Raw genomic sequence first — 22,132 nt, forward strand, 5'->3', positions numbered from 1 at the left:
GTGGCGATAAACATCTTAACCGTTCTGGCTATCATCCTGCGGCAAATTGCGGATCAACAACGCATAATTGAGGTCGATATCCTCGGGGATCGGCAAATAAACGATATGGCCGTTGCCCGGAGCGACATCGATCGTTTCGCCCTTCTTGTTTTGCAAACTTTCCAGGGTAAACAATATGTTACCCCCTGGCGTCATCATCTCTACGCTGTCACCGACCAGGAATTTATTTTTTACATCCACTTCCGCCCAGCCGTTACGGCGCACCCCGGTAAATTCCCCGACAAACTGTTGCAGTTCGGAAATGGAGGAGCCGTAATCATAGTTCTGATGGGCATCGTGTGTATGGCGGCGCAGGAAACCTTCGGTATAGCCACGATGAGCCAGGCCTTCCAGCGTGGTCAGCAGGCTAGGATCGAAGGGTTTACCGGCAACGGCGTCGTCAATGGCACGGCGATAAACCTGTGCGGTGCGGGCGCAGTAATAAAACGACTTGGTACGGCCTTCAATCTTCAGCGAATGTACGCCCAACTGAGTGAGGCGCTCTACGTGCTGGATGGCTCGCAGATCTTTTGAGTTCATGATGTAGGTGCCGTGCTCGTCCTCAAACGCGCTCATGTACTCGCCGGGTTTCTGCGCTTCGGAAAGCATAAAGACTTTATCGGTTGGCGCGCCAATGCCCAGCGTCGGCTCGACGTTTTGCACCGCGATAGGCTCATGCAGATGCACGATGTTGCCGGTATCGTCTTCCTTGCCTTCTTCTGCCTTGTACTGCCAGCGGCAGGCATTGGTGCAGGTGCCTTGATTGGGATCGCGTTTGTTGATGTAACCGGAAAGCAGGCAGCGGCCGGAATAGGCCATGCACAGTGCGCCATGCACGAAGATCTCCAGCTCCATTTCTGGCACCTGGCTACGGATTTCCGCCACTTCATCCAGCGACAGCTCGCGGGAAAGGATCACTCGCGTCAAGCCCATCTGCTGCCAGAACTTCACCGTTGCCCAGTTCACCGCGTTAGCCTGCACCGAGAGGTGAATGTCCATCTGCGGGAAAGCTTCGCGCACCATCATGATTAAACCGGGGTCGGACATGATCAGCGCGTCCGGGCCCATGTCGATCACCGGTTTCAGGTCACGCAGGAAGGTTTTCAGTTTGGCGTTGTGTGGCGCGATGTTAACCACCACGTAGAACCTTTTGCCTAGCGCATGGGCTTCGTTAATCCCAAGCTGCAGGTTCTCGTGGTTAAATTCGTTATTACGTACCCGTAGGCTATAACGCGGCTGGCCAGCGTAAACCGCATCGGCCCCATAGGCAAAGGCGTAACGCATGTTTTTCAGCGTTCCCGCCGGGGAGAGGAGTTCTGGTGTAAACATAGTGATTCTCGGTCTGATTTCAGGTCAGCACCGCGCCACCCAATGGCGCAGTGAAAGCGGGGGATTGTAGCGGCAGCCCGCCAAGAAATCAGCAATTAACCGGAAATTTTAAAGGGAGATTGATCTTCATCATCAGAAAAACCGCGCGGTAGCGGATACCGCGCGCAGGCCTGATGAGATTTATACGCTTAAATCACGTACATCTGTTGTAGGGCCATTCTTGATCACCGACTGAATCCCGCTTTTCGCTGCGCTATCCGAGCTGTACATCTGGCTGGTGCCAATCACCTGATGGTTTTTGGCTTTCAGCACGAAATAGGGTTTGTTGTTGCTGCTGACTTTCACTTCAAACTGCGCCTCATTAGGCGAATTGGTTTGCACGGAGGCAATTCCGTTTTCCGCCGAGGCTTTGCTGGCATACATCTCGCTGGAGAGAATGATCTCGCCATTGCTGGCCTTCAGGTTGAAGTGATACTGCCCGTTGCTCGATTTTGTCAGCTCATAATGTCCACTTGCCATGGTCCTGCTCCTGATTAGTGCCAATAAGTGAGATAAGTGTAGCTAATGTCTCAGCAAGCGTTTTTTTAACGGTGAAGTAATGCGTATCAGAGCACAGAAATGGGTGGCTTTTTGTGTTCATGGCCAGGTTGGGCTGGGGGGCGGTTGCCCTGGTTGCATTGGCGATTGCGTAACGGTTCGCATCGTTGGCACAAAACGTTCGACGGCAGATGATTTTGCTACGTTGAGAGGATAGGGTGGCTGATATCCGCATTCCTTATGTGAATGAAAAACAGGCAGCTTGGCCTTGGCATCCACTCAGAATAGGCATATGCTTTGGCCTATGCCAGCGTGAGGAGGTGCAATATGGAAAGGGTCGCCAAGCTTTTTAAAAACGGTAGAAATCAGGCGGTGAGATTGCCAGTGGAATTCGAATTCGATGTCGATCAGGTTTATATTCGCCGGGATGAACAGGGCAACGTGATCTTGTCGAAACACCCAATGAAATTGGACTCCTGGCAACCGCTGTTGACCATGCTGCAAAGTGCAGGGGTTCCTGATGACTTCCTGACTGCTGACGATCGCCAGCAAGGGCCCGCAGAGCGGGATCCGTTCAAGGAGAAATAGTCAGTCATGTATATGTTCGACACTAACACGGTAAGCCTGCTTTTTCGTCAACATCCCCGGCTGCTTGCGGCGATGGAGCGGGTACCGCCATCGTCGGTGTGCATTTCCAGCATCACCCAGGCGGAACTGCTTTATGGCGTAGCCAAGCGACAGAACAAGGCACTAAAACAGACGGTGATGATGTTCCTGGACGCCGTCACCGTTTACTCCTGGGACTCTGCGGCGGCACATTGCTATGGAGTCATGCGCGCAAGCATGGAAAAACAAGGCAGACCGCTGGGGGCGCTGGATCAGCTGATTGCCGCACATGCGGTAAGCCGTGGTGCAACCATAGTGACTAGCGATCGGGCTTTCACTATGGTCGCGGAGCTTGAGGTGGAAGACTGGACGCTGTAAGCGTCACAACCCATTGACCAGCCGGCACTGTTCGGCTTCCCAGCGGTAGCCCACCCCGTAAACCGAACGGATAAACGCCTTGTCGCCGTCGATCAGCTCCAGCTTGCGGCGCAGATTCTTGATATGGCTATCGATGGTGCGATCGGTCACCACTCGGTAATCGTCATACAGATTGTTCAGCAGTTGTTCGCGGGAAAACACGTTGCCCGGCTGGCAGGCCAGGGTTTTCAGCAGGCGGAACTCCGCCGGTGTCAGATCCAGGATATGGCCCTGATAGCTGGCCTGAAAGCGCGGCTCATCAATATGCAACAGTGAATCATCATCGCTATGTTCCTGGGGCCGATAGCAACGGCGCAAGATGGTTTTCACCCTGGCAACCACTTCGCGCGGGCTGTAAGGTTTGCAGATGTAGTCATCCGCCCCGATCTCCAGCCCCAGTAGACGGTCGATCTCCTCGATTTTGGCGGTCACCATGATGACGGGGATGTCGGTAAAGCGGCGTAGCTCACGGCAAACGGTTAAGCCATCGCAGCCTGGCAGCATCAAATCCAGCAAAATAAGCGCCGGTGGCTGCTCATGCACCGCCGGGATCACCTCGCTGCCGTTGCTCAGCCAGCGGGTGGCATAGCCAGCCGCCTGCAGATAATCGACCAACAGCTGGCCCAGCTTGGGTTCATCTTCCACAATCATGATCTGTAGTGGCTGATTTTGGTTTTCCATCAAACAACCTTATTATTCACCAGAGATGGGGAAATCTACTGTAATGCGCACGCCGCCTAAAGGCGAGTGTTGTGCACGGATCTCGCCGCCGTGTGCCTCCACAATGTTCTGACAGATGGAGAGCCCTAGCCCCGAACCGCCGCTGGCGCGGTTCCGCGAACCTTCAGTGCGATAAAAGCGTTCGAAGATGAGAGCCAGCTGCTCGTCGTTCACTCCTGGGGCGCTGTCCTGCCAGTAAATCCGCACCGTTCCCGGCAGGCGTTCGATACCAATCTCCAGCCGACCACCGGCATCGGTATAGCGTTGGCTGTTTTCCAACAGGTTGTTGAATAACTGGAGCAGTCGGTCAGGATCGCCAAACAGTGGCATCTGTTCCGGCAGGTTGGTGACGATTTCCAACTGTTTGGCATGAAAACGTTCACGGAAGGCCGCCACTGCGATCTGCACCAGATGCACGCAATCCACCGGCAATTTACGGTAGGCGAGGGCACCGAGATCGGAGAGTGATAACTGGTGCAGATCGTCCACCAATTTGGTGAGGGTTGAGACCTCCGCCTGTAGCGAACTGAGCGAAGCCGGTGTGGGTTGGCGAACGCCGTCTTGCAGCGCCTCCAACTCGCCACGCAGTACCGCCAGTGGGGTACGCAGCTCGTGGGAAACATCCGCCATTAACGCCCGCCGCATTTGCTCGTTCTTTTCCAGCGAGGTGGCAAGCTGGTTAAAGTCCTGCGCCAGTCGGCCCAGCTCATCTTGGCTGCTGACCGCTACCCGAGCGCTGAAATCACCCGCCGCCAGCCGATGGGTACCGGCGACCAGGCGTTTAACCGGTGCCAGCAGGCCGCGCGACATCAGCCAGGTCACTGCCGCCGCCAACAAGGTGGATAGCCCAACGATCATCCAACTGGTGCGCCGCTGCTGGCGATCGAAGTTGATGTCCGCATTGCGTGTCAGTTTTTCTGGCGGTGTAGCCACTACCCAACCGACGATCTGATTGTTGTAATGAATCGGGTGGCGGGTACTTTCTTTAGGGATCGGGCCGGAATGACCCACCAGCCGGTTATACTGGCTATCTACCACCCAGAATTGGGTGCGCCAGCCCTTGGGGGGGAGATTGTGGCTGCTGTCGCTGTTCTGCTCAAACGAACGCATGATCTGATACACCACCTGATCGTTGTTACGCAGAAACTCCCAGTTGCCATGGCGACGATACTGATCTTCCAACGCGTCGCCGAGCATGCTGATGCGTTGCTCATTGCTGTGCTTGATATAATCGATAAAACCCCGTTCAAAGCTGACGCGTACGCCCCAGTGCATGGTGATCAACACCAACATGCAGGTGGCGAAGATCGCCATAAACAGCTTACCGGTAATGCCAATTCTCATTGTGTCCTCGTGGAGTCGGTGCCCGGCTCTTTGGTCAACGTACGGTTGGGGGCGATGTCGGTCGGTACGCGGGCGAAAGCCAGCGCCGGTAGGGCAATAATCAGTGCCATGCAGCCATAGCTGTAGATAAAGGCGTTGTGGATAGCCGGGCTATCGGCCACCACCTGATGATGCGCGAAGCTGCCAATCAGGATCCCGGCAATGCTGACGCCCAGGCTCATGGAAAGCTGCATCACCATCGACAGCAAACTGTTACCGCTGCTGGCCAGCCGATCGGGCAGATCTTTCAGCGTCAGGGTATTCATGGCGGAAAAACGCAGGGAGTTAACCATGCCCTGGAAGAACAGCACCACCGGCAGCAGATAAACCCAGCCCAGCATCGCCACCAGCGGAAAACTCAGGGTGACCAGCGCCAACATCAACGTGGCAGTCACTAGCACATTACGATAACCGAAGCGGTTAACCACCTGTACCACGATGCGCTTCATGCCCATGCTGCCGATGATCATCGGGATCATCATCAACCCGGCGTGAAAAGGGGAAAACCCCATGCCCACCTGGAGAAATAACGGGGTCATAAAGGGCAACATACCGCTGCCGATCCGCCCCAACAGGCTGCCAGTCAGACCAACGCGGTAGGTTTCCGTCTTGAATAATCGTAGTGAAAACAGCGCCCGGCTGTTACCTCTGGCGTGCAACCAGTAGCCAGCCAACGCAGCGCAACCCATCACCACCAGCCCGGTGATGGTAGCAGAGGAAAGCCCCATGCCTTTATGCCCGTCAAGTGCCAGCGTCAGCGTAGCCATGCCGATCGCCAACATGATAAAGCCGCTGATATCGAAACGCCGGGTCTGCATGGTGTAATTGGGCATCAGCAGCGCGGTGGCAATCGCTCCGGCGATACCCACGGGAATATTGATCAGGAAGATCCAGTGCCAACTGGCGTATTGCACCAGAAAGCCCCCTAAAGCAGGCCCCATCAGCGGGCCTATCTGGCCGGGTAGGGTGACGAAGGTCATCGCCGCCATATACTGTTCACGCGGGACGATTTTCATCACCGTCAGCCTGCCGACCGGCACCATCATCGCGCCGCCGATGCCCTGTATCACGCGGGAGGCCACCAACTCATTCAGGGTTTCTGAACGGGCGCACAGGATCGACCCGAGCGTGAATAGCACGATGGCGCTGAAGAACACCCGTTTGACGCCTACCCGATCCGCCAACCAGCCGCTGGCAGGTAGCATTACTGCGACCGTCAACACATAGGAAACAATCACCGATTGCATGCGTAGCGGGTTTTCCCCCAGGCTGGCCGCCATGGAGGGCAACGCGGTATTGACGATGGTGGTATCCAGCGTCTGCATAAAGAAGCCGAAAGCCACGATCCACAGCTGCCATCGCACCGAGGTGGATCCTGGCGGGGCGCTGGGTTTGATGCTCATAGGTCCTTTCTCTCCCGCGTTGCTGTCGATCAGTGAGGCAGCGGCGTCAGTTTTTTACCGTGCCGGAACTTCATCTGTAAGCGGTCAAAGTACAGATAGATCACCGGCGTGGTATACAGCGTCAACAATTGGCTCATCAGCAGCCCCCCGGCGATGGTGATCCCCAGCGGCTGTCGTAGCTCCGCCCCGTCGCCGCTGGTCAGAACCAGTGGTAAGGCGCCAAACAGGGCCGCCAACGTCGTCATCATGATGGGGCGAAAACGCAGCAGGCAAGCCTGGAAGATGGCCTCACGGGCGCTGATCCCGCCGTTGCGTTGCGCATCCAGGGCAAAGTCGACCATCATAATGGCATTCTTTTTAACGATACCAATCAACAGCATAATACCGATTAGCGCAATCAGGCTAAACGGTGCGTCAAACAGTTCCAGCGCCAGCAACGCCCCAACCCCGGCAGAAGGCAGCGTAGACAGGATGGTCAGCGGATGGATATAGCTCTCATACAGTATGCCCAGCACGATATACACCGTGGCGATGGCCGCAGCGATCAGGAACAGCTGTGATTTCAACGTTTCCTGGAATACCTGTGCGGTACCGGCAAACGAACCTCGCACGGTGGAGGGAACACCCAATTGCGTCATGGTCCGTTCGATGGCTGCTGTCGCCTCGGACAGGCTGCCACCGTCCGGCAGGTTGAATGAGATAGTGGAGGCTGCCGACAGCCCCTGATGGTTCACCGCCAGCGGTGCGTTAGCTGGCCGCCATTGGGCAAAGTAAGACAGCGGGATCGACTGGCCGCTGCTGTTGATCACAAACATTTTGTCCAGCGAGCTCACGTCCTGGGTATAGGGCGGAGCCACCTCCATCACCACTTTGTATTGGTTGAGCGGCTGATAGATGGTGGAAATCTGGCGCTGTCCGAAAGCGTTGTTGAGCAGGTTGTTGGCGTCGTTGACCGAAATTCCCAGCCGCGACATGGTTTCGCGATCGTAGGTCAGGTCCATTTCCGAGCCTTTGTCCTGCTGATCGGAGTTGACGTCCGCCAGCTCCGGCAACGCTGCCAGTGCGGTGCGGATCTTCGGTTCCCATTCGCGCAGAGCGCCAAGATCGTCGGCCAACAGCGTGTATTGATAGCTGGCGTTGGCCTGCCGCCCACCGACGCGGATATCCTGTACCGCCATCAAGAACAGGCTAGCCCCCGGTTCTTTCGCCAGTTTGGCACGCAGGCGAGCGATCACCTTCTGGGCATCATCGGTACGTTCCGACAGCGGTTTGAGGGAGATAAACATCGAGCCGCTGTTGGTGCGTGAACCGCCGGTAAAACCGGTGACGTTATCCACGTCCTTGTCTTCCCGCACGATCTTCATAAAGTCTTGCAGTTTGCTGCGCATCGCCTGAAATGAAATGCTCTGGTCGGCCTGGATAAAGCCCATCAGGCGGCCGGTATCCTGCTCGGGGAAGAAGGTTTTTGGAATACTGATGTATAGCCAGACGTTGAGGGCAATAGTGGCCAGGAACACAGCCATTACCCAGCGGGAATGGCCCAATACCCAGTTGAGCGAGCGGCCATAGCCCTGCTGCAAACCCAGCAACATGCGGCCAAAACCCCGAAGACGCCGCTGTTCGCGCGGTGGCTGGTAGCGCAGCAGATAGGCGCACATCATCGGCGTCAGCGTCAGTGAAATCAGCAATGAAAGCCCGATCGACACCGAAAGCGTCACGGCAAATTCACGGAACAGCCTGCCTGGCAAGCCGGCCATAAACAGCAAGGGGATAAACACCGCCACCAGCGATACGCTCATGGAAAGCACCGTGAAGCCGACCTCTCGCACCCCTTGCAGGGCGGCTTTGATCGGTTTCATCCCGGCCTCGACGTGGCGCGAAATGTTTTCCAGCACCACGATGGCGTCATCGACCACAAAGCCGGTGGCGATGGTCAGCGCCATCAGCGACAGGTTGTTCAGGCTGAAGCCGCACAGGTACATGGCGGCGAAGGAGCCGATCAGGGAAACCGGTACGGCCACTGCCGGGATCAGCGTTGCGCGGCCAGAGCGCAAGAAGATGAAGACCACCAGGATCACCAGCCCGATGGCTACTACCAAAGATTGCTCCACCTCGGCCAGCGAGGCACGGATCGTCGGTGAGCGATCCTGGGCAATACTCAGTTCGATCGAGGCGGGGATGTTCTCCCGCAACGCGGGCAACTCGGCGCGGATACGATCCACGGTTTGAATGATATTGGCACCGGGAGCACGGCTGATGGTCAGAATGATGGCAGGTTTGGCGTTGGTCATCCCGGCGTTGCGTACGTCCTGGACCGAATCGATGACGTTGGCCACGTCGCTCAGGCGTACCGCTGCGCCGTTGTTATAGTGAATAACCAACGGCTGGTAGGCCGCCGCGGTTTTCAATTCGTCGTTGGCCTGGATCTGCCAGCGCTGCTGTGGGTCATCTACCGCGCCTTGCGGGCGGCGTACGTTAGCGTTGGCGATGGTTTGCCTTACCGCATCCAGTGAAATCCCCTGGTTGAATAAGGCGCCGGGATTAAGCTCCACGCGTACCGCAGGTAGGGAACTCCCGCCGACAGAGACATCGCCTACGCCTTCCGTCTGGGCAATTTTTTGCGCCAGCTGCGTGGAAGCGAAGTCATACAATTGCCCTTGGTTGTAGGTATCCGAAGTCAGCGTCAGGATCATGATTGGCGCGTCGGATGGGTTGATCTTGCGATAGGTGGGGCGGCTTGGCATCCCGGTAGGCAACAGACTTTGGGCGGCGTTAATCGCTGCCTGTACGTCACGCGCAGCCCCGTTGATATCGCGATCGAGATCGAACTGCAGGATCACCCTGGTGCTGCCAAGTGAACTTGTCGAGGTCATTTCATTCACCCCGGCGATCCGGCCCAGGGCCCGTTCCAGCGGTGTAGCCACCGAGGAGGCCATGGTTTCCGGATCGGCGCCAGGCAACGAAGCGCTGACCAGAATGACGGGGAAATCCACCTGCGGCAGCGGCGAAACCGGCAGCAGCCGAAAGCCAATCACTCCGGCGATGGTGATCGCTAGCGTCAACAGCGTTGTGGCAACCGGCCGGTAGATAAACAGGGCAAAGAATTTCACGGTAGCTCCTGCGGATCAGGCTGGCGGTGAGTATTGCGCGCCAATTTATCAAACAGCAGGTAAATCACCGGCGTGGTGAACAGCGTCAGGATCTGGCTCATCACCAGGCCACCGACCATACAGACACCCAGCGGGCGGCGCAGCTCGGCACCGACGCCGGTACTCAGCATCAGCGGTAATGCCCCCAGCAGCGCGGCCAGCGTGGTCATCAGGATCGGGCGAAAACGCAGCAGGCAGGCCTGATAGATGGCATCGTACGGCGTCATCCCTTGCTCACGTTCGGCGGCCAGCGCAAAGTCGATCATCATGATGGCGTTCTTTTTCACGATGCCGATCAGCAAGATGATACCGATAATGGCGATCACATCCAGCTCATGGCCGGAGAGCATCAGCGCCAGCAGCGCCCCGACTCCGGCAGTGGGCAGAGTAGAAAGAATGGTCACTGGGTGGATAAAGCTCTCATACAGCACGCCCAGCACGATATACATTGCTACCACCGCCGCCAGGATCAGCCACAGCGTGCTGCCAAGGGCAGCCTGGAATGCCAGCGTGGCCCCCTGGAACTGGGTGGTGATGTCTTTGGGCATATTGAGGTCTTTCTCAGCCTGAGTGATCGCCTCTACCGCTTCCCCGAGCGAGTAATTACCGGCCACGTTAAACGACACGGTGGCCGACGGGAACTGATCGAGATGGTTGATCGACAGCGGGCCAACGCGTTCTTCTATTTTGGCGATGGTGCTTAATGGCACGATGGTGCCGTTGCTGCTGGTCAGGCGGATATCGTTTAACGCGGAAAGCCCTGGAGTGGTGGAGACATCATGTTCCAGCACCACCCGATATTGGTTGGCCTGGGTGTAGATGGTCGAGATCAGGCGCTGACCGAAGGCGTTATACAGTGCGCTGTCGACATCGCTCATGGTGATGCCAAGGCGCGAGGCCGAGTCTCGATCGACATTCACATAGGCTACCAGCCCCTGATCCTGCCAGTTGCTGGTCACTTCGGCCAGTTGTGGCGCCTGCTGCAATTCGGCCATTAACTTCGGCACCCACAGGCTGAGTTCATCCAGTGACATTGCCTGGAGGGTGAACTGGTACTGCGTGCGGCTCACCTGCGTATCGATAGTCAGATCCTGCACCGGTTGCAGATACAGCTTCACGCCGGGGAACTGTGCCGTTTGTTGTTGCAGGCGAGTAATGATCGCCGGAATGCGATCGCTACGTTCGCTCAGCGGCTTCAGGTTGATCTGCAAACGGCCGCTGTTGAGCGTGGCGTTGCTGCCATCCACACCGACAAAGGACGTCAGGCTCTCTACTGCCGGATCCTTGAGGATTTCGGCGGCCACCTGTTGCTGGCGCTCGGCCATGTTACTGAACGAAACACTCTGTGGGGCTTCCAGCGTACCCTGAATGATGCCGTTATCCTGCACCGGGAAGAAGCCTTTCGGCATCAGCACATACAGTAACACGGTCAGCGCCATGGTGCCGAAGACGACGCCTAACGTCAGCCACTGATGGTTCAACACCACTTTCAGCCACACGCCGTATTGGGCGATCACCCGGTCAAAGAAACGCTCGGAGGCGCGGGAGAAACGGTTTTGCTTACGCAGCGATTCGTGGCTAAGCATCCTGGCGCACATCATCGGCGTCAGCGTCAGCGACACCAGCGCGGAAATCAGGATCGCCACTGCCAGCGTCACCGCAAACTCGCGGAACAGACGGCCAACGATATCGCCCATAAACAGCAGCGGGATCAGCACCGCTACCAGCGAGAAGGTCAGCGAGATAATGGTAAAGCCGATCTCTCCGGCCCCTTTCAGCGCCGCATCGAGCGGTTTTTCACCTTTTTCGATATAGCGCGAGATATTTTCGATCACCACGATGGCGTCATCCACCACAAAGCCGGTGGCGATGGTCAGCGCCATCAGCGTCAGGTTGTTGATGGAGAAGTCGAGGAAATACATGACGGCAAAGGTGCCCACCAGGGAAAGCGGCACCGCCACGCTCGGAATAATGGTGGCGGGTACGTTACGCAGGAAGACGTAGATCACCATGATGACCAAGGCGATCGCCAGCAGCAGCTCAAACTGTACGTCGCTGACCGAGGCCCGGATGGTGGTGGTGCGGTCGGTCAGCACCTTCACATCTACCGACTTTGGCAGGCTCTTGATCAGTTCTGGCAGCATCTCGCGAATACTGTCGGCGGTGGTGATCACGTTGGCACCTGGCTGGCGCTGAATATTCAGCACAATGGCCTGCTCTTTATTGGCCCATGCCGCCAGGCGGTTGTTCTCCGCGCCTTGCTCAATGGTGGCGATATCTTGCAGGCGGATAGCCGCGCCGTTCTGATAGGCGATAATCAGCTGACGGTAATCCTCAGCGGTTTTCATCTGATCGTTGGCAGAGAGCGTAACCGAACGCGTCGGGCCGTCCAGACTACCTTTGGCCGAGTTGACGTTGGCGTTACTGATGGCGGTGCGAATGGTTTCGCTATCCAGCCCATAGGCGGCCACCGCCGTGGCATTGAGCTTCACCCGTACGGCCGGACGCTGGCCGCCGGAAATGGTGACCAGACCGACCCCGCTGACCTGCGAAATCTTTTGTGCCACCCGGGTTTCCACCATGTCTTCTACCTGGGTCATCGGCAGGGCGGTTGAGGTGACGGCCAGCGTCAGGATCGGTGGATCGGCCGGGTTAACCTTGCTGTAAATCGGCGGGTAGGGCAGATCGTTGGGCAGCAGGTTGGTGGCGGCATTGATAGCCGCCTGCACTTCCTGCTCGGCAACGTCCAGCGGCAGTTCAAGCTGGAATTGCAGCGTGATCACCGAGGCTCCACCGGAACTCTGCGAGGCCATCTGCTTAAGGCCGGACATCTGGCCGAACTGTCGCTCCAACGGCGCGGTGATTGCCGAAGTAACCACATCCGGGCTGGCGCCAGGGTAGAGCGTGACGATCTGGATGGTTGGATAATCCACTTCCGGCAGGGCAGAAACTGGCAGTGAACGATAGCCAATGATCCCGGCCAGCATGATAGCCAGCATAAACAGCGTGGTGGCTACCGGGCGAAGAATAAACAGGCGGGAAGGCCCACCGCCGCTATGGGGGGACATCGACTGCATCAGGAATTCCCCTGAGGTTTAGCGCGGCGTTTCGGTTGTTCTGCATTCGGGGTGGCCGCCGCTTTATGAGGTGCCACCACTTCAACCTGCATGCCTTCGGTCAGGCGGTCGATCCCGTCAGTGACGACGCGGTCGCCCGCATTGACACCGGCGCTAATCACTACCTGCTGGCTATCCTGAATACCGGCGGTAACCCGATGTTTGCTGACCTTGTTGTCTGCGCTCAGCAGCCAGACGAAGTTGCCTTCGTTGCCCATTTGCAGCGCGGCGGTAGGGATCACCACCGCATTTTGCAGGGTGGCAACCTTCAGCCGGGCGTTAACGAACTGATTCGGGAACAGCGCGTCGTCCTGATTGTCGAAGCGAGCCTTCAGTTTGATGGTGCCCGTCGCGGTATCGATCTGGTTATCCAGGCTCAATAACTCACCGGTGGTTAACAACTGCTGATTGGTACGATCCCAGGCTTGGACGCTTACCGGGCCAGCTTTCTGCGCTTTGACCAGATCGGCGATATTGCTCTCCGGCAGGGTGAAGACCACATCGATAGGGTGTGTTTGGGTGAGCACCACGATGCCGGTGGTGCTGCCGCTGGCGATGTAGTTGCCTACATCAACCAATTTCAGACCCACGCGGCCATCAATCGGCGCGGTGATCTTACTGTAGGTTATTTGCAGTTTGGCACTGTCCACTGCCCCTTGATCGGCTTTGATGGCCCCTTCGGTCTGGCGAACCAACGACTCCTGGGTATCCAGCTCTTGGCGTGATACCAGGTTGGTTTTCGCCAACTGTTGGTAACGGGCGAGGTCGCGTTTGGCATTGGCCAACGTCGCCTGATCTTTGGCTAACTGCCCCAGAGCCTGAGTTAATTGCACTTCGTAAGGGCGCGGGTCGATCTCAACCAGCAGGTCTCCTGCCTTGACCTGTTGGCCTTCGGTAAAGTGGATTGCCATTAATTGACCATCGACGCGGCTGGTGACGGTCACGGTGTTGGCCGCGGTGGCGGTGCCTAATCCCGAGAGGAAACGCGGCACGCTCTGCACTGTGGCGGTGGCAGCCTGTACTGGAGACATCGGTGCTCCTCGTCTACCACCGGCTCTGCCTGCGGCTCCAGCTGGGCCTGAACCTGCCTGCTGCGCACCCGGCGCTGCATCGGTAGCCTGTGGCGCGCTAAAGTGACGCCAGATCAGAATGGCGGCAAGCACCACGATAACTATGGCTAGCAGGCGCAGGAGCAGTGAGCGGCGTTTGGGTTTTGTATTCATGGCGTTGGGCATTCTCTCCAGAGACAGTCATGCGGGCAATCAGTTGCCAAAAGTGATACTCCTTACAGGATACTAGTTTAGCGAGCCGTCACGGTGTAAAAATGAAGGAAATATGGAGGAAACGTCAGGTTTATCGGCGGAGAATGTATATTTAACCGAAACAACGCTTAGCTAGACATTTTCTGACATATAACCGATTCGTTTTAGCGTTCCAGCCGCTTTCGCGCTAATAATTGAGAGCGAATTTTTTCTTTTCCCTCAGGAGCGACATCATGAGCAAGCAACCGTTGGGCCGTTCAGGTATTCAGGTTCCGCAACTGACCTTTGGTGGCAACGTCTTTGGCTGGACGGTAGACGAGGCCACGTCTTTCAGTCTGCTGGATGCGCTGGTAGCCAATCAGCTGAATTTTATCGATACCGCCGACGTCTATTCGAGCTGGGCACCAGGCAATAAAGGCGGTGAATCGGAAACGGTGATCGGTAACTGGCTGAAGAAAAGCGGCAAGCGTGACCAGGTGATCATCGCTACCAAGGTGGGAAAACCGATGGGTGAGGGCAAACAAGGCTTGTCGCCACGCTATATTCGTCAGGCCGTAGAGGATTCATTGCGCCGCCTGCAAACCGATTATATCGATCTTTATCAGTCTCATGATGACGACCAGGACACCCCGCTGGCGGAAACCCTGGCGGCGTTCGATGAACTGATCAAGGCCGGGAAGGTGCGAGCCATTGGCGCTTCCAACTATCAGGCAGACCGGCTGGTGGAAGCGCTGAAAGTCAGCGAGCAAAACGGACTGGCGCGCTATGAAACCCTGCAACCGGAATACAATCTGTATGCCCGTGAAGGCTATGAGCAGGCGCTGGAAGCGGTGGCGCAGCAACAGGGGTTGGGGGTGATCAACTTCTTCTCACTGGCCAGTGGTTTCCTCACCGGCAAATATCGTAGCGCCCAGGATGTGGGTAAGAGCCAGCGTGGAGACACCATTGTGTCGCGTTATCTGAATCCGCGCGGTTTCCGCATTTTGGCGGCCCTCGATCTGCTGGCAGAGAAGCACCAGACCACGTCCGCACAGATCTCGTTGGCCTGGTTGATTGCTCGCCCAAGCATCACCGCGCCAATCGTTAGCGCCACCTCGTTAACCCAGTTGGATGAGTTGGTGAGTGCCACACAGTTGCAATTGGCTGCCGAGGATATCAAGGCGTTGGATGAGGCAAGTGCCTGGTAAGACACCTGACATCAAATATTATTCAATGAGTTATCATCACCATCACGTGTTTGGCGACAGCTTACGATACAACACATGCTGGCGTAACGGATGGCCCAGAGGTAAACGGGGATGCTCGAAGGTTTCACCGCTGAAGGTCATCCCGATGCGCTCCATCACTCGGCGGGAAGGGAGATTAATGACAGCGGTAAAGGACACGACTTCTGACAGTTGCAGCCTATTGAAAGCGATATCCAGCGCGCAATGAGCCGCTTCGCTGGCATAGCCTTGGCCCCAATGCTCCTTCGCCAACCGCCAGCCAATTTCCACGCAGGGCGAGCAGGGCAAATCGTCGCCAGGAATGGCTAGCCCCACAAAGCCGATAAAGGCGGCTTGATGCTTCACCTCGACGGCCCACAGCCCCCAGCCGTGCTGTTGTATAAATTGGCGGATGCGATTGGCCTGAGCGTCGCTTTCAGCGTGGCTTAGCGTTGCCGGGAAGTACTTCATCACCTCAGGGTCGCTATTGAGCGCGGCAAAGGCGGGCAGATCGCTATCTTGCCAACCGCGTAGCAGCAATCTGGGTGTTTCACCCGCGATGATAGCCATAATGCTCCATTGTCAGGGGCGTTAGCCGCCCCTACGTTAATCAACGAAACAGCGTCTGCGCCCAGCGTGCCAACCCGGCGGTGACCGAGCCAAAATCGTTGCCACCGACGATCGGGATCCCCGGCAACTGCTGTTGCAGAGCGGTTCGCAGCAGCGGTGAGCGTGCGCTACCACCGGTCAGGTAAATGACCTGCGGCTTGCTTTGGCTGGTGGCCAAGGCGGCGCTAACCTGTTCCTGGATACGTAGCAGAGGTTGGGCAATGGCATCGGCCAACTGCTCCTGGCTGATCATCTCTGCCAGCTCCGGCTGCACAAAATCCAGTTGGGCGCTGATGCTTGCCTGACCAGATAGCGCGATTTTACTCTCTTCCGCTGCACGTACCAGCCGATAGCTCAGGCGCTGCTGATGTACTTTCAACAGACGTTTCACCTTCTCGGGTTCGGCAGCGTCACGGATCAGATCGCGCAGCATACGGCCATTGGCCGTGCTGTAGAAATCGATTTGGGCCGGGACATCGTTGGTCGCTACCGCGTTCCAGTAAGGCAATGCAGGCATGGCGATGCCCTTCTCCGTTTCACCGCCCATACCAAACAGCGGCATCAACTGTTTGAACGCCAGCATGATATCCAGATCGTTACCGCCCACGCGGCAACCGCTGTGCCCCAACAGGCTCTGCTGGCGATCGGCACGATCGCGCCATTGTGGTCCCATCAGCAGTACCGAGCAGTCGGTGGTTCCGCCGCCGATATCGACCACCAGCACGGTTTTCTCTTCGCTTAGCGTCGCTTCAAAGTCTAGCCCGGCTGCAACCGGTTCGAACTGAAACTCGATCTCTTTGAAACCGGCCCGTTGTGCGGCGCGATGCAAAATCCCCTGCGCCTGCTGGTTAGCCTCTTCACCGCCGGTGCCCTGGAAGTTAATCGGGCGGCCAATGACGGCCTGATCGATGCCGGTTTGTAACACGTCTTCCGCCTGGCGCTTGATGTGGAACATCATGGCGCACACCAGATCTTCAAATAGCGCAATCTGCTGTGGCTTAAGGCCGTTAGCCCCGAGGAAGGATTTCGGTGAGCGGACAAAATACACTTCTTCCGGATCTTCGATGTAATGAGCCAGCGCCTGCAGGCCGAACAGCACGCTGTCGCCGTTGACCGGGATATCTTCCTCGCGGTTGAAGGTAATGGCGCGGCGCAGCAACTGCTGGTTTTCCTCACTGCCGGTTGGCACCTGCCAGTGGCGATGCAGGCACTCACTCACCGCCTCACGCGTCGGTGCGCACAGCATCGAAGGGAGATACGGTTCGTTGTTTTCCAACGTCAGTAGTTCAGGACCCTGGTCGCGCATAACGGCGACAGAACAGTTGGCAGTGCCATAATCGAAGCCAATAAACATTTTTCGTTCCCCATGCCGATGAAGGGGGGCGACTTTACCCGAGACTGGTCTGCCGAGCAACGAGTGGGCGGCTAACTGGCGAAAAATTTAGCGGCAATCGCGGCGGCATGGTTAACTTGATGGCAGCGATATCAAACAGGTTAATGTCCGATTCCCGCACGTCAGCCACAGGTCCGAACGCCATAATGAACAAAAAACTGACTCCGAGCGATGCCATGAAGAATCAACAACAGGCGCTGTATAGCGCGCTGAGTGCGCGTGACCGTAAGTTTGACGGACGATTTTTTGTCGGTGTCTCCTCCACCGGTATCTATTGCAGGCCGGTATGTAGCGCCCGCACGCCAAAAATCGAAAATTGTACGTTTTACCCTAGCGCTGCCGCCGCTGAACTGGCCGGTTTTCGCCCCTGCCTGAAATGCCGCCCTGAATTGGCTCCAGGGTTGGCGCTGATCGATCTGGGCAATCGCTATGCTCAGGTTGCGGTTCAACTGATCGAGCAGGGCTATCTTTCAGAGCACAGCTGTGAACAACTGGCTACCCGACTGGGGATTTCCGATCGCCATCTGCGGCGCATTTTTGCCGAGCAGTTCGGCGCTTCCCCCATTGATTACGCCCAGTCGCACCGTCTGTTGCAGGCCAAACGGCTGCTGGCGGATACCGATTTGCCCCTGAGCGAGGTGGCGTTTGCCGCCGGGTTTGGCAGCCTGCGGCGTTTCAATGAGCTGTTTAAAGCCCGTTATCGCCTGATCCCTTCGGTATTGCGTAGCACTGCTGGCCGAAGTGAGCGTGCCGCCTCCAGCGGGCTGGTGTTTCATCTGGGGTATCGACCACCTTACGATTGGCCGCGTATGCTGGGGTTCTTACAGGCGCGTGCAGTAAGCGGCGTGGAAAGCGTTGTCGGGCAACAATACTGCCGTTCGATCGCGGTGGATCAGGGGGGCGTCGAATATTGCGGTTGGGTGAGCGTCCAGCCAGAAGAGGCGCGCAACCGGGTGCGGGTGGAAATTGCCCCATCGCTCAGTCGAGTGACGACCGAAGTCCTGCGGCGTATTCGCCAACTGTTCGATCTGGATGCCGCGCCGGACCGTATTTGCGAGGCGTTAGGCGCGTTAGCGGCGGATGCGCCCGGTTTACGTTTGCCAGGCTGCGTCAGCAGCTTTGAGCAGGCTACGCGTGCGGTGTTGGGGCAGTTGGTCAGCGTCAAGATGGCGGCTACCTTTGCCGGACGGATGGCCGAACGCTGGGGAACGGTGCTGGAGCAACCGTATGGCGATATCACTCATATTTTTCCGCAGGCGGCGCGGATTGCCCAGCTGCAACCGGAAGATCTGCGCCCATTGGGCGTACAACTGAAGCGTGCGGCGGCGCTGATTGAAATTGCGCGCAGGGTGACAGAAGGGCGTTTGCAACTGGATAACGTGCTGGATATCGACCAGGGTATCAAAGAGTTAACCGCACTGCCGGGGATAGGCAGTTGGACCGCCAGCTATATTGCTATGCGGGCCTGGTCATGGCCGGACGTTTTTCTGGCGGGAGACTATCTGATCAAACAGCGTTTCCCCGGCATGACGCCACGCCAGATTGAGCACTATGCTGAACGCTGGCGGCCTTGGCGTTCTTACGCCACCTTGCATCTGTGGCATAGCGATCGTTGGGCACCTTCAGTGAATACCGAAGTAGCCGCCGCTGAGTAAATCGCTCAGCGGTAGTTCCAGCGCAACGGTGTCACCGTCTACCAGATCGACCCCGATGGCAGTCAGCGCACTTAGCGTAACTTGCTGATGTGCGGGGCCGGCCAGAGTTTGGGTATTAATACGATGCGCGGCACCATGGATCATCGAAACCATCAGCTCATCCATTTGGTTGCAGTGGACGTCGGTGATAAAACGCTCGTCGATGCGGATGTAATCGATAGTCTGGCCGTTTAACTGATCGAAGGCGTTCAGATTGCGGCCAAAACCATTGACGATCAGCTTGCAGCCCATCTGCTGCAAACGGCGGATAAAGGCACCGCCATCCTCTGGGTGATCGAGCACAATGGTCTCATCCACCATCAGATACAGTGCGCTGGCCGGCAGCACGGAAGCTGCCAGTAACTCCAGCAAATAATGTTGAAAATCAAGATCCAGCACGCTGTCTGTGGCCAATGGCAGCGCAATGGCCAGCCCCTTGCGGCGCAGAGCCTCGGCGTGTCTTTCCAGTATCTGGCTTACCATCCAGCGATCGACATCCGGCAGCATGCCGTAGAGCTGGGCGGCGGCAAGGAAGGACCCTGAGGCCAGCAGGCGATCGTCGGGTGGGTTAACGTGCAGCTTTAACTGATAGAAACAGACCGCCTGCGGCGTTTTAGGCGGTGAGGCAGCCCTGACGTGTAACAGCAATTGCTGATCATCGATAATATTCAGCACTTCCTGGCGCGTTAGCAGCTCATGCTGGCGCTCCATCTGTTGTTTTTGCCGGGCTTCATAAATATAAACCTGACCGCGGCCATGGTGCTTGGCGGTATAACAGGCGATATCGGCCTGTGCCAATAGCTCGCTGCTCTTGCCGCTGGTGGCCCCGATTTGGGTAATACCGGCGCTGGCGCCGACATGATAAACCTTGCCTGCCCAGCAGAATGGATGTTCGCCGACCTGCTCGATCATCTGCTGCATCAGGAGCTTGGCCTGCTCCAACGAACAGTCGAACAGGATCAGGCCAAATTCGTCGCCACCGAGCCGCGCCAGGCAGTCGCTGTTACGCAGTTGGCGTTGCATCAGTTGGCCAATCTCCCTGAGCAAGGCATCGCCTGCCGCGTGTCCGGCGCTATCGTTAACCGCCTTGAACCTGTCGAGATCGAGGAATACCAGCGAGTGCTGTTGCTGGTGTTCGGCCGCGCTGGCAATGGCACCCTTCAGCCTCTTTTCGAAGCTGGTGCGGTTTTTCAGGTTGGTCAGCGCATCGTGTGAGGCGTTATAGCTGAGCTTTTTCATCAGTTCCCGCGAGGCGCTGACGTCCTGCAACACCATCACTGCCCCCATCACCTCGCCCTCGATGGTTTTTAGCGGCGACACCGATTCCTGTACGTCGAAGCGGCGTCCGTCACGGCTATGCAGTACCAGAGCGTATTCTGCTGGCAGGGGGGGCCCCTCATGCAGACAGTTTTGCACCGGATTTTCTATCTCTGGGCCATCCTGGCCGTTGGTCATCCGCACTACGCCGTTGATCGGCATACCGAGCGCCATCTCCAGCGGCCATCCGCACATTTGTTCAGCTACCGGGTTCATAAAGGTGATACGCATGTCGCGGTCGGTGGAAATCACCCCTTCGCCGATGGCGTCCAGCGTAATGTGCAAACGTTCCTTCTCTTCGTGCAGCGCTTCGGTCAGCGATTTGATTTCCGTCATGTCGATATGGGTACCGATCATCCGCTTTGGCTCGCCGTGTTCATCGAAAATGGTATTACCCTGGGCGCGAATATGACGAATTCCCCCCAGGCGGGTCTTGATGCGGAACTCCATCACAAACGGCTGGTGGCGGTCTGTGAGTGTTGCCATTTGCCGCTCAATGCGTTCACGATCCTCCTCCAGCATCAAAGAACTCCACAGTGCCAAGGTGGGGTTTTGATCCGGCGTCAGTTCGTACAGCTCGAACATTCGTTTGTCCCAGGTGAGTTTATCTCCGGGCAACATCCATTCCCACACGCCGATCCCGCCGGCCTGATTGGCTAGCGTTATGCGTTCCATCAGGCTGCGGTTCTCCGCTTCGGTACGTTTTAGTTCGTTGATATCTTCTACTTGGGAAATAAAGTACAGCGGTTGGCCCTGCGGATCGCGCACCAAGGATACCGCCAGCAGTGTCCAGACGCTCTCTCCGTCGCTGCGGATATAGCGTTTTTCCATGGTGTAGCTGCTGATGTGGCCATCAAGCAGGTCTTGTAACTGTGTCAGATCGGCATTTAAATCATCGGGATGGGTAATTTCTTGAAACGTCAGGCGGCGCAGGGTTTCTGGGGGATAGCGCAGCAGTTTGCACAGCGCCTGATTGACCTGTAACCATTTCCCTTCAGGTGACACCAGCGCCATGCCGATAGCCGAATACTCCAACGCATTACGGAAACGCGCTTCGCTTTCCACGATATGCTCTTTTTCTACCCGGAAGGCATGCATCACCATCGCCATGGCATGGGCCGGGATCAGGATCAACATCAGCGGCAGGTAGATTGTCACATCGCTTAAAAACGCTCCCCTATCCTGATAATGCAACAGCCCTAGCGAGATCATCACCGTAATCATCAGGGTCGTGGTAAAACAGATGATAAAGGCTTCGAGCCGCGGTAGGCTGATCGCTGCCCACAGCAACGGCAGGATGATAAAGGTAAATGGGAAGGGGAGGTTGAGCAGCGCCAGATAGCTGAAGACCAGTGTCCCCAGCGATACCAGCAGCAGTTCAAACAGGTTTAGCGTTCTTAACATTGAGCGGCGATAAACCAGCCCGATCGGTGCCAGAGCCAGTACGCCAATCGCTTCGGAAATAAACCAGGTGCTGAAGGGCTGCCAAAAGGTTTCCCCCGGTTCTGGCGCTACTGCGGCCGCCAGTAGTGCGCTGAACATAGGCATGAAGATCACGGCGCAGAAAACAAATTTCAACCAGCTTGCCAAGTCGTTTAACGGATCGTTCGGCTGCAGTATTCGCCGTAATAGCAGGGTACAGACGGTGGCTTCCAGCAGGTTGATCAGTGTGAGCTTGACCGGGAACCAACTGAGGCCGAACAGCACGAAACTGGCAATACACATGCCGATCCCGCTGAAGATCAAGTGCAACGGCCAATTGCGTGGTGGTTGGTGGAACATCAGCATAATAACGGCGGCAGTCGGGAACCACAGCGGGGTAAAGTGGCTGGATTCTGCTGATAGCGTCAGGCACAGGTAGGCCAGCAGAAACACAATCAGTGCGCTCAGCAACGAGTGGGTGAACAAGGCACCTTTAGCCTTGAGTGGGTGCTGCGCTGCGCTGAGATCCAT

At 56.9% G+C, this 22,132-nt stretch carries 15 protein-coding genes; 4 read left to right on the plus strand and 11 right to left on the minus strand.

Annotation, left to right across the window (positions count from 1 at the left end):
* Positions 1 to 15: 15 nt before the first annotated feature.
* A complete protein-coding gene (yegQ, locus tag JHD74_RS15195; protein ID WP_024527032.1) occupies positions 16 to 1,368 on the minus strand; it encodes a tRNA 5-hydroxyuridine modification protein YegQ in 1,353 nt (450 codons plus the stop codon).
* A 180-nt stretch (positions 1,369 to 1,548) separates the two neighbouring features.
* Positions 1,549 to 1,887 carry a YegP family protein gene (locus JHD74_RS15200; RefSeq protein ID WP_024527033.1) on the minus strand — a complete coding sequence of 113 codons (339 nt, stop codon included), beginning with the start codon at positions 1,885 to 1,887 and terminating at the stop codon, positions 1,549 to 1,551.
* Positions 1,888 to 2,232: 345 nt separating this feature from the next.
* Between JHD74_RS15200 and JHD74_RS15205 the strand changes: the two genes are divergently transcribed.
* Both JHD74_RS15205 and JHD74_RS15210 read left to right on the plus strand, forming a co-directional pair.
* A complete protein-coding gene (locus JHD74_RS15205) occupies positions 2,233 to 2,493 on the plus strand; it encodes an antitoxin (protein WP_024527034.1) in 261 nt (86 codons plus the stop codon).
* Between the two features lie 6 nt (positions 2,494 to 2,499).
* Positions 2,500 to 2,889: a type II toxin-antitoxin system VapC family toxin gene (locus tag JHD74_RS15210; protein WP_199063003.1), complete on the plus strand. Its 390-nt coding sequence runs from the start codon at positions 2,500 to 2,502 to the stop codon at positions 2,887 to 2,889.
* A 3-nt stretch (positions 2,890 to 2,892) separates the two neighbouring features.
* Here the strand turns inward: JHD74_RS15210 and baeR are convergent, their stop codons facing one another.
* Genes baeR through JHD74_RS15240 form a run of 6 tightly spaced genes read right to left on the minus strand, consistent with a single transcriptional unit; the run spans position 2,893 to position 13,922 of the window.
* Complete coding sequence (baeR, locus tag JHD74_RS15215; protein WP_024527036.1) at positions 2,893 to 3,609, minus strand: two-component system response regulator BaeR; 717 nt, start codon at positions 3,607 to 3,609, stop codon at positions 2,893 to 2,895.
* Between the two features lie 12 nt (positions 3,610 to 3,621).
* On the minus strand, positions 3,622 to 4,992 hold the full coding sequence (gene baeS / locus JHD74_RS15220) for a two-component system sensor histidine kinase BaeS (RefSeq protein WP_024527037.1): 1,371 nt from the start codon (positions 4,990 to 4,992) through the stop codon (positions 3,622 to 3,624).
* Positions 4,989 to 6,434, minus strand: coding sequence for an MFS transporter (locus JHD74_RS15225; protein ID WP_199063004.1), 1,446 nt, complete (start codon positions 6,432 to 6,434; stop codon positions 4,989 to 4,991). Before JHD74_RS15225 ends, baeS begins: the two co-directional genes overlap by 4 nt.
* 29 nt (positions 6,435 to 6,463) lie before the next feature.
* Positions 6,464 to 9,544: a multidrug efflux RND transporter permease subunit MdtC gene (gene mdtC / locus JHD74_RS15230; protein ID WP_199063005.1), complete on the minus strand. Its 3,081-nt coding sequence runs from the start codon at positions 9,542 to 9,544 to the stop codon at positions 6,464 to 6,466.
* A complete protein-coding gene (locus JHD74_RS15235; protein WP_199063006.1) occupies positions 9,541 to 12,660 on the minus strand; it encodes an MdtB/MuxB family multidrug efflux RND transporter permease subunit in 3,120 nt (1,039 codons plus the stop codon). Before JHD74_RS15235 ends, mdtC begins: the two co-directional genes overlap by 4 nt.
* Entirely contained in the window at positions 12,660 to 13,922 is a 1,263-nt protein-coding gene (locus tag JHD74_RS15240; RefSeq protein WP_199063007.1) for an MdtA/MuxA family multidrug efflux RND transporter periplasmic adaptor subunit, read from the minus strand. The genes JHD74_RS15235 and JHD74_RS15240 overlap by 1 nt, the downstream gene beginning before the upstream one ends.
* Positions 13,923 to 14,194: 272 nt before the next feature.
* Here JHD74_RS15240 and JHD74_RS15245 point away from each other — a divergent pair, with 272 nt between their 5' ends.
* Positions 14,195 to 15,148, plus strand: a complete 954-nt coding sequence (locus JHD74_RS15245) for an aldo/keto reductase (RefSeq protein WP_024527042.1) — start codon at positions 14,195 to 14,197, stop codon at positions 15,146 to 15,148.
* Positions 15,149 to 15,190: 42 nt separating this feature from the next.
* Here the strand turns inward: JHD74_RS15245 and JHD74_RS15250 are convergent, their stop codons facing one another.
* Positions 15,191 to 15,736 (minus strand): GNAT family N-acetyltransferase, encoded by a 546-nt coding sequence (locus JHD74_RS15250; protein WP_029710745.1) that lies wholly within the window; start codon positions 15,734 to 15,736, stop codon positions 15,191 to 15,193.
* A 40-nt stretch (positions 15,737 to 15,776) separates the two neighbouring features.
* A complete protein-coding gene (gene yegD / locus JHD74_RS15255; protein WP_024527043.1) occupies positions 15,777 to 17,129 on the minus strand; it encodes a molecular chaperone in 1,353 nt (450 codons plus the stop codon).
* A 185-nt stretch (positions 17,130 to 17,314) separates the two neighbouring features.
* Here yegD and alkA point away from each other — a divergent pair, with 185 nt between their 5' ends.
* Positions 17,315 to 18,823 carry a DNA-3-methyladenine glycosylase 2 gene (gene alkA / locus JHD74_RS15260; protein ID WP_199063008.1) on the plus strand — a complete coding sequence of 503 codons (1,509 nt, stop codon included), beginning with the start codon at positions 17,315 to 17,317 and terminating at the stop codon, positions 18,821 to 18,823.
* On the opposite strand, the gene JHD74_RS15265 is transcribed toward alkA, so the two are convergent.
* Positions 18,791 to 22,132, minus strand: a complete 3,342-nt coding sequence (locus JHD74_RS15265; protein WP_199063009.1) for a diguanylate cyclase — start codon at positions 22,130 to 22,132, stop codon at positions 18,791 to 18,793. The two genes, alkA and JHD74_RS15265, sit on opposite strands and share 33 nt — an antisense overlap.

The sequence above is a fragment of the Serratia sp. ASV30 genome, assembly GCF_016428815.1.
GTDB lineage: Bacteria > Pseudomonadota > Gammaproteobacteria > Enterobacterales > Enterobacteriaceae > Chania > Chania fonticola_C.

Coding starts and splice junctions, on each gene's coding strand:
- baeS (WP_024527037.1), bottom strand. CDS start 4,992: ATGAGAATTGGCATTACCGGTAAGCTGTTTATGGCGATCTTCGCCACC.
- JHD74_RS15250 (WP_029710745.1), bottom strand. CDS start 15,736: ATGGCTATCATCGCGGGTGAAACACCCAGATTGCTGCTACGCGGTTGG.
- JHD74_RS15240 (WP_199063007.1), bottom strand. CDS start 13,922: ATGAATACAAAACCCAAACGCCGCTCACTGCTCCTGCGCCTGCTAGCC.
- alkA (WP_199063008.1), top strand. CDS start 17,315: ATGAACAAAAAACTGACTCCGAGCGATGCCATGAAGAATCAACAACAG.
- JHD74_RS15210 (WP_199063003.1), top strand. CDS start 2,500: ATGTATATGTTCGACACTAACACGGTAAGCCTGCTTTTTCGTCAACAT.
- JHD74_RS15205 (WP_024527034.1), top strand. CDS start 2,233: ATGGAAAGGGTCGCCAAGCTTTTTAAAAACGGTAGAAATCAGGCGGTG.
- yegD (WP_024527043.1), bottom strand. CDS start 17,129: ATGTTTATTGGCTTCGATTATGGCACTGCCAACTGTTCTGTCGCCGTT.
- JHD74_RS15265 (WP_199063009.1), bottom strand. CDS start 22,132: ATGGATCTCAGCGCAGCGCAGCACCCACTCAAGGCTAAAGGTGCCTTG.
- JHD74_RS15235 (WP_199063006.1), bottom strand. CDS start 12,660: ATGCAGTCGATGTCCCCCCATAGCGGCGGTGGGCCTTCCCGCCTGTTT.
- baeR (WP_024527036.1), bottom strand. CDS start 3,609: ATGGAAAACCAAAATCAGCCACTACAGATCATGATTGTGGAAGATGAA.
- yegQ (WP_024527032.1), bottom strand. CDS start 1,368: ATGTTTACACCAGAACTCCTCTCCCCGGCGGGAACGCTGAAAAACATG.
- JHD74_RS15245 (WP_024527042.1), top strand. CDS start 14,195: ATGAGCAAGCAACCGTTGGGCCGTTCAGGTATTCAGGTTCCGCAACTG.
- JHD74_RS15225 (WP_199063004.1), bottom strand. CDS start 6,434: ATGAGCATCAAACCCAGCGCCCCGCCAGGATCCACCTCGGTGCGATGG.
- JHD74_RS15200 (WP_024527033.1), bottom strand. CDS start 1,887: ATGGCAAGTGGACATTATGAGCTGACAAAATCGAGCAACGGGCAGTAT.